Source organism: Mesorhizobium sp. M7A.F.Ca.CA.004.12.1.1 (assembly GCF_003997835.1).
GTDB lineage: Bacteria > Pseudomonadota > Alphaproteobacteria > Rhizobiales > Rhizobiaceae > Mesorhizobium.
Map to the genome: position 1 here is coordinate 1 of NZ_RZRK01000388.1, position 5,792 is coordinate 5,792.

The 5,792-nt window shown below is 62.3% G+C and carries 1 protein-coding gene; it reads right to left on the bottom strand.

The window, feature by feature from the left end:
- On the bottom strand, positions 1-5,412 hold a 5,412-nt coding region (locus EN984_RS20165; RefSeq protein WP_164765545.1), incomplete at its 3' end, for an LEPR-XLL domain-containing protein.
- Positions 5,413-5,792 lie beyond the last annotated feature (380 nt).

The window sequence follows — 5,792 nt, forward strand, 5'->3', positions numbered from 1 at the left end:
GGTGTTGCGCGTGATCACCTGCACGTCCAGGCCGATGCCGACGCCGGCATTGCCGTTCAGCGTGAGGCCGATGCCGCCCGCCCCGCTGACCACGGTCAGCAGGTCCGTCGCCTCGATCTTGATGCCGGTTCCGGCTTCGAGGTCGGAGTTGTCGTTCACCGACGCGTGCGTCTCCATGAAGATCACGTTGACGCTGGACGAGCCGCCGACGGCAAAGCCGCCCGACGCACCGGCGATGCCGGCGGCGAAGCTGGTGACGGCCAACGAGCCGATGACCGGCAGGTCTTCCGAGATCGGCAGCAGTTCGGCATGCGAGGTGACGTTGATCGCGCCCTGCGCTTCAGCGTCGAGATTGATGCCGGTCTGCGCCTTGGTGTTGAGATCGTTGACGATGTTGACGGTGACCGCGATACCCACGCCGCCACCGCCGCTGCCGGTGCTCAAAGCCGCACCGCCGGCCAGGTTCTGCATTTCATTGAGACTGACGGCGCCGATCTCGATATTGCCGGTGTTGGCGTCGAGATCGACATTGTCGCCGACCGATGCCAGCGTGTCGACATCAAGATAGTTGACGCCAACCGAGCCGCCGACCGCGGTGTTTTTCGACACTGCGCCGGAAAGGGCGCGCGCCTGGAACGTGTTCTTTTGTCCATTGCCGGTCGCGGCGCGGACCTCGATCGATCCGGCGGTCAGATCGGCGTTTGAACCGATCATCGCATTGTTGTCCAGCAGCACGATGTTGAGGCCGATCGCCGCGGCAACGCCGGTGTTGGAACTGGTGTTCGTGGACGTCGCTGTGGCCAATGCCCGCGCGTCGGTCGTGCTGATCGCCTCGACCTTCATCGCGCCTGTGCCGGCGATCGTCACATCGCCGGCGATCTGCGCCTGGTTGTCCGCATCGAGGAAGTTGACGGCGATCGTCGCTGCCACATTGGTGCCGCCGGAGCCGTTGCCGCCCTGCGTGCCCTTGCCGGTCTGCGCATTGCTGTTGCTGTCGGCCTGGCCAAGGCTGCTGCCGCCGCTCTGCGAGGGCGTCTTGGTGCCGCCGCTCTGGTTCTTGGCCATCTCGGTCTGGTTGGTCGTCTCCTGATCGGAGCTGGCACTGTCCGTTGTGCCATCGGACTTCTTGGTGGATTGGCCCTTCGAACTCGCCTTGGACTCTGCCTTGGTGTCGAGCATCGAGGTCGCGGTGATCGTCACCGTGCCGACGTTCTGGAAATTGCGGCCGAGGAAAGCGTCGTTGGTGACTTCGCCGATATTCAGCGCGATCGACGCGCCAACGCCGACGCTGCTGCCGGCGGCTTCGCCATCGGCAAGCGTGTGAACCGTACCGGTGTGCGACGCTTGCGCGGCCAAATTGCCCGTCAGCGTGATCGTTGCGCCGCCGCCGGTGCCGATGTGCGCATCCGTGTCGTTGTCGAAATAGGCGACAGCGATCGCGCCCCCGATGCCGGTTGCGCCCTCGGCGCCGGCCTTGGCCGTCGTCGTCAGCGTATCATTGGATGTCGCGGTGACGGTGAAATTGCCGGTCGTCCCGCTAACCGTCTCGCCGTTCTCGATGCCGGCAAACGTGGTGTTCAAGCCGATGCCGAGCGCGATCGACGCGCCGACGCCGACGCTGCCCGAGCCGCTTCCGGCCCCGGAGGAGGTCGCCGTCGTTGTGGTTACAGTCGTGTTGATCGCCGTGAGCAGAACATTGCCGCCGGTCAATGTAACCGTCGCGGCGCCGCTTGCTGGCTGATCGGCATGGTCGAGACCAATCACGCCAAGCGTGTCGGTATCGGCGAAGCTCAGCGCGAACGAACCGGCCACGCCGATATCGCCGCCGCTGGCGCCGGAGGTCGACTCGGCGCCGAAACGATGCGTCACGTCACCGCCGACGTTCTTCATCTTGGCTTCGGCTTTCACCCCGTCGGCCGTAATGATGCTGCCAGCCCCGATCGACGCCTCGTTGCGCATCGTCGCGATATTGATCGCCACTGCGACACCGACAGCGGTGCCGCTGTCGCTCGTCTTTGCGGTGCCATCGGCTTTCGCCGTCGCGTCCATATTGTTGGACGATTGTAAATTGAGTTCACCGACGCCAGCGCCATCACCGGCAACAACCGTGCGCCCGTCATTGATCGACGCCACCGCCAGTGACGACGAGACATTGAGGGCAAGCGCTGCCGCGACGCTGACATCGCCGCCGCCGCTTCCACCTGAACTGTTGGCCGATTTGCTGGCGCTGTCGCCATCATTCGACTTGCTGTTGGCCAGACCGACTTCCTTGTCCCGTTGCTCGTCGGCCTTGGTGTTGCCGTCCTCGTCTTTCTCGGCGCCAGCGGCACTCGCAATCGACTCCGCCTTGCTGGAACCGTCATTGGCGGCCGACAGACTGATCGATCCGTTCGAACGAAGATTGCGGTTCGATGTCGAGAACGCACGGTTGTCCACGAAGGCAAGCGCGATCGCCGCGCCGATTGCCGTCGAGCCGATGGCATCCCCATCGGCCAGCGTCGTGCTCACGCCGTGATTGCTGGCGCTGGCCGACAAATTGCCGGTGATGTCGAGTTCGCCGCCGGAACCGATTGACGACTCGGTGTTGTTGTCGATGACGTCGATCGCCACCGCACCGCCGATGCCAACATCGCCGCCTTCCGCGCCCGCTTCTGCCTTGGTGGCAGCTGTATGGTTGCCGGTCGCAATCATGGTGATAGCGTCGCCGGCAACGATGGTCGCGTTGTCGCGGATCGACGCCGAGGTGGAATTGTCGACGATGGTCAGGGCGACCGAACCACCGATGCCGAGTTCGCCCGCGGCGCCGCTCGCGTCGTCGGGAACCGCATCGGTCACGACGTTGGTGGTGGAGTTGGCGGTGAGCGACAGATCCGCGCCATTCAGATTGATCGAGGCGTTTGCCGCGACGTCGGCGGAAGCCTCGGTGATGACGATATTGATGGCGAGCGAACCCGCGACCTGCGTCTTGGAGCCCTCGCCGGCGCCGGAAGTCGCCTGGGCGATGAAGCTGTCGCCGGCCGCAATCGTGGCGCTCAATGACACCGCGCTCGCCGACAGCGACGAGGCGCCGCCGAGATAGCTACGCGTCGTGACGTCGGCGATGCTCAGCGCTACTGCAACGCCGATGCCGGTAGCGCCGTTGGAGGAAGAGTTCGTGTTGGTGCCGTCCGCCGTCGCCGTCACCTTGTCCGTCGATTGCGCGGTCAGCGTGATCGCGCCACCGGATGTGAGGGTGGAGGCCTGAACGAAGGCTTCGGTGGTCGGCCGATAATCCGACACCGTCACCGCGCCGGCAAAGGTGATATCGCCGCTGCTGGTCGTCGCCTTGTCGGACGTGATGCCGTCCTTATTGGGGTCCTTCAGGCGCTCCTCGGATTCGTTGTCACCGCCCGCACTTTGGTCCGATCCGCCTGCCGTCGACTTGGCGATCGTCGTGATATTGCTGATCAGCGTTGCGCCGAGCGCGATCGAATTGGGTGTATCGCCGGCATTCGCGCCAATCGTCGAACCGCCCGAGACATTGGCGCGGGTCGTCGCATTGACTTCTGAAACCGCAACGCTTGCGCCCTTGCCGCCGCTACCGCCATCGGCCTCGGTGGTCATCGTCAAGTTGCTGGTTGCAGTCAGCGACACCGCGCCCGAGACGCTGAGCACGCTGCCCGCGAGCACTTCGGTGATCGCGTCGCTGACCAGAACGGTGACGGAAACCGCTGCATCCTTCTTTTCATCGTTGTCGGAACCGGCGTCGGACTCGTCCTTCGCGGTCAGCGTGACGGTTACGGTGCTCGACGCCGACAGGCTGGCCGCGGTCACATTGGTGCTGCTGAACTTGACCCGCGCTTCGGGCAGGATCGTCGCGATGACACCCGCGAGCGGCCCAACTTCGAAAGTCTCAGCCTCGACATTGGCGGTCGCGGTTGCAGTGAATTGAGCCGCGCCCGTCACGATGATCGTGGCGCCGCTCAGGTCGATGATCGCCTCCGGGGTCGCGAAATACGCGCCACCCGTGATTTTTCCATCGTCCGCCGCCGCTGCTGTCAGGGTCATCGAACTGGCGTTTATGGTGCTGGAAACGCTGATCTTCTCGGCATTGACGGTAACTGCGCCGGCAGTCAGCGTCCCGGAGATCGTCACCTCGTCCTTGCCGTCCTGGCCATTGATGATGAGTGCGGTTGAACCGAGGTTCACCGCATTGATCGTCAAGGTATCCTTTGAAAGAATCGGAATGCCCAGATCATCGCCGAGATTGATGGTCAGGCTGGTGCTGGGTTTGTTGAAAGTGATCGACTCGAATGTCGAAATAAGAGAATCCGACGACAGCGTCAGCGTCGCGCCATTGTCGGTCAGAGTCGCTTCATCGTCGGCATTGCTGGTTGTGATGACCCGGTCCGCGACGACACTGTTGTCGATGATCGGTTCGAGCCCGTCATAGCGGAGCACGACACCGTCACGCGTGATTGTGCCCGACGTCTGGCCAGTAGCTGCATACTTCACCGAGGCGAAGGTGCCGCCGTCGAGAACCATGCTGTCGAAGCCAGCGTCGCCGCCAGCCATGACGCCACTCAATCTTCCGGCCGCACCAACAAAAAAGGTGTCCTCGTTGCCAGCGGAACCGATCAGGTTCTCGACCGTAACGAAGGACACCCCAGCAACATCACCTGAACCCTCGCCAGTGAGATGCCAGTCGGTGTCCCGCGGGGGGCCGACCACGGCGTCGCTGCCGGCGCCGCCGCTCAACACCACCCTGCCAGCCAAAGCAGGGTCGATCTCGCGCAGCACAAAGCTGTCGTCGCCCGCGCCCGCGTCAACGGTCAGCGAGACCGCCGGAGTTGCGAACTTGTAGGCGATCAAATTGTTAAATGTTCCAGCGTCAAGCACCGACAGACCGTCATTGGAATCATCTGAACTGCCGATGCGGATCACCCGCGCTTGCCCGGAAGTGTCGGCATAAATGCGCTGGCTGGCCGTCGTATCGTCCTCGACCGCGCCGACGTTTGCCAGGCCAATGCTATGGGTCAACGCTCCGGCTTGCGCGGTAATGCTACCTGACAGGCCGGTGTCGGTCGCCAGCCGCACGGCGTCGAAGCTGCCGCCGGTCATGGCAAGCGTGTCGTTGCCGGCACCACCGTCGAAGCGCACGTCGAGCGCCGCCAGGAAGTTTTCGCCGAAGTCGATGGTGAGTTTGTCGTCGGCGTCGGTGCCGCGCACCACGATATAGTCGATCTGCTGCACGTTGCGCTGGTCGATCAGCGTGTCCGACTTGTTGTCATAGATCTGGATCGCCTGGATCAGATTGTCATAGCGCAGCGAATAGTCGGCGCCGGCCAAGTCGTTCATGTCGACTGCGAAAGGCAAGATGTCGGCCGACAGCAGATAACGCGGTTCAAGCGCTTCAAGTGCCAGGTTCGGCAAATCTGATGTCTTGCTGGGCCGTCGGGCTCGCCCCGGCGAGCGCCGCAACAGCGAACTTGCCAGCCAACGGCCAAATACGCCAGGGACGGGTGTCTGTTCTTTGCTGGCTAATCTCTTCTGAAATGCTTCAAAAAAAGCTGGCCTCGACAAAATGTTCATTTTGCCCCCTCAAACATCATCTATGGCTAATTGACCGCAAGCTAACGTACATCCGAAAATTCTTGGGCGCAAGGCGATCACGAAACCGCGACGAGTCTATATTTATGTAAAATTTGTGACAATACGGACCATAGGCGTATACATCGGTAAACATATTATTATCTACGGATACGTTTCCGTCAAAACAAGTATAACTATCAACCATCTAACATGTATATGGG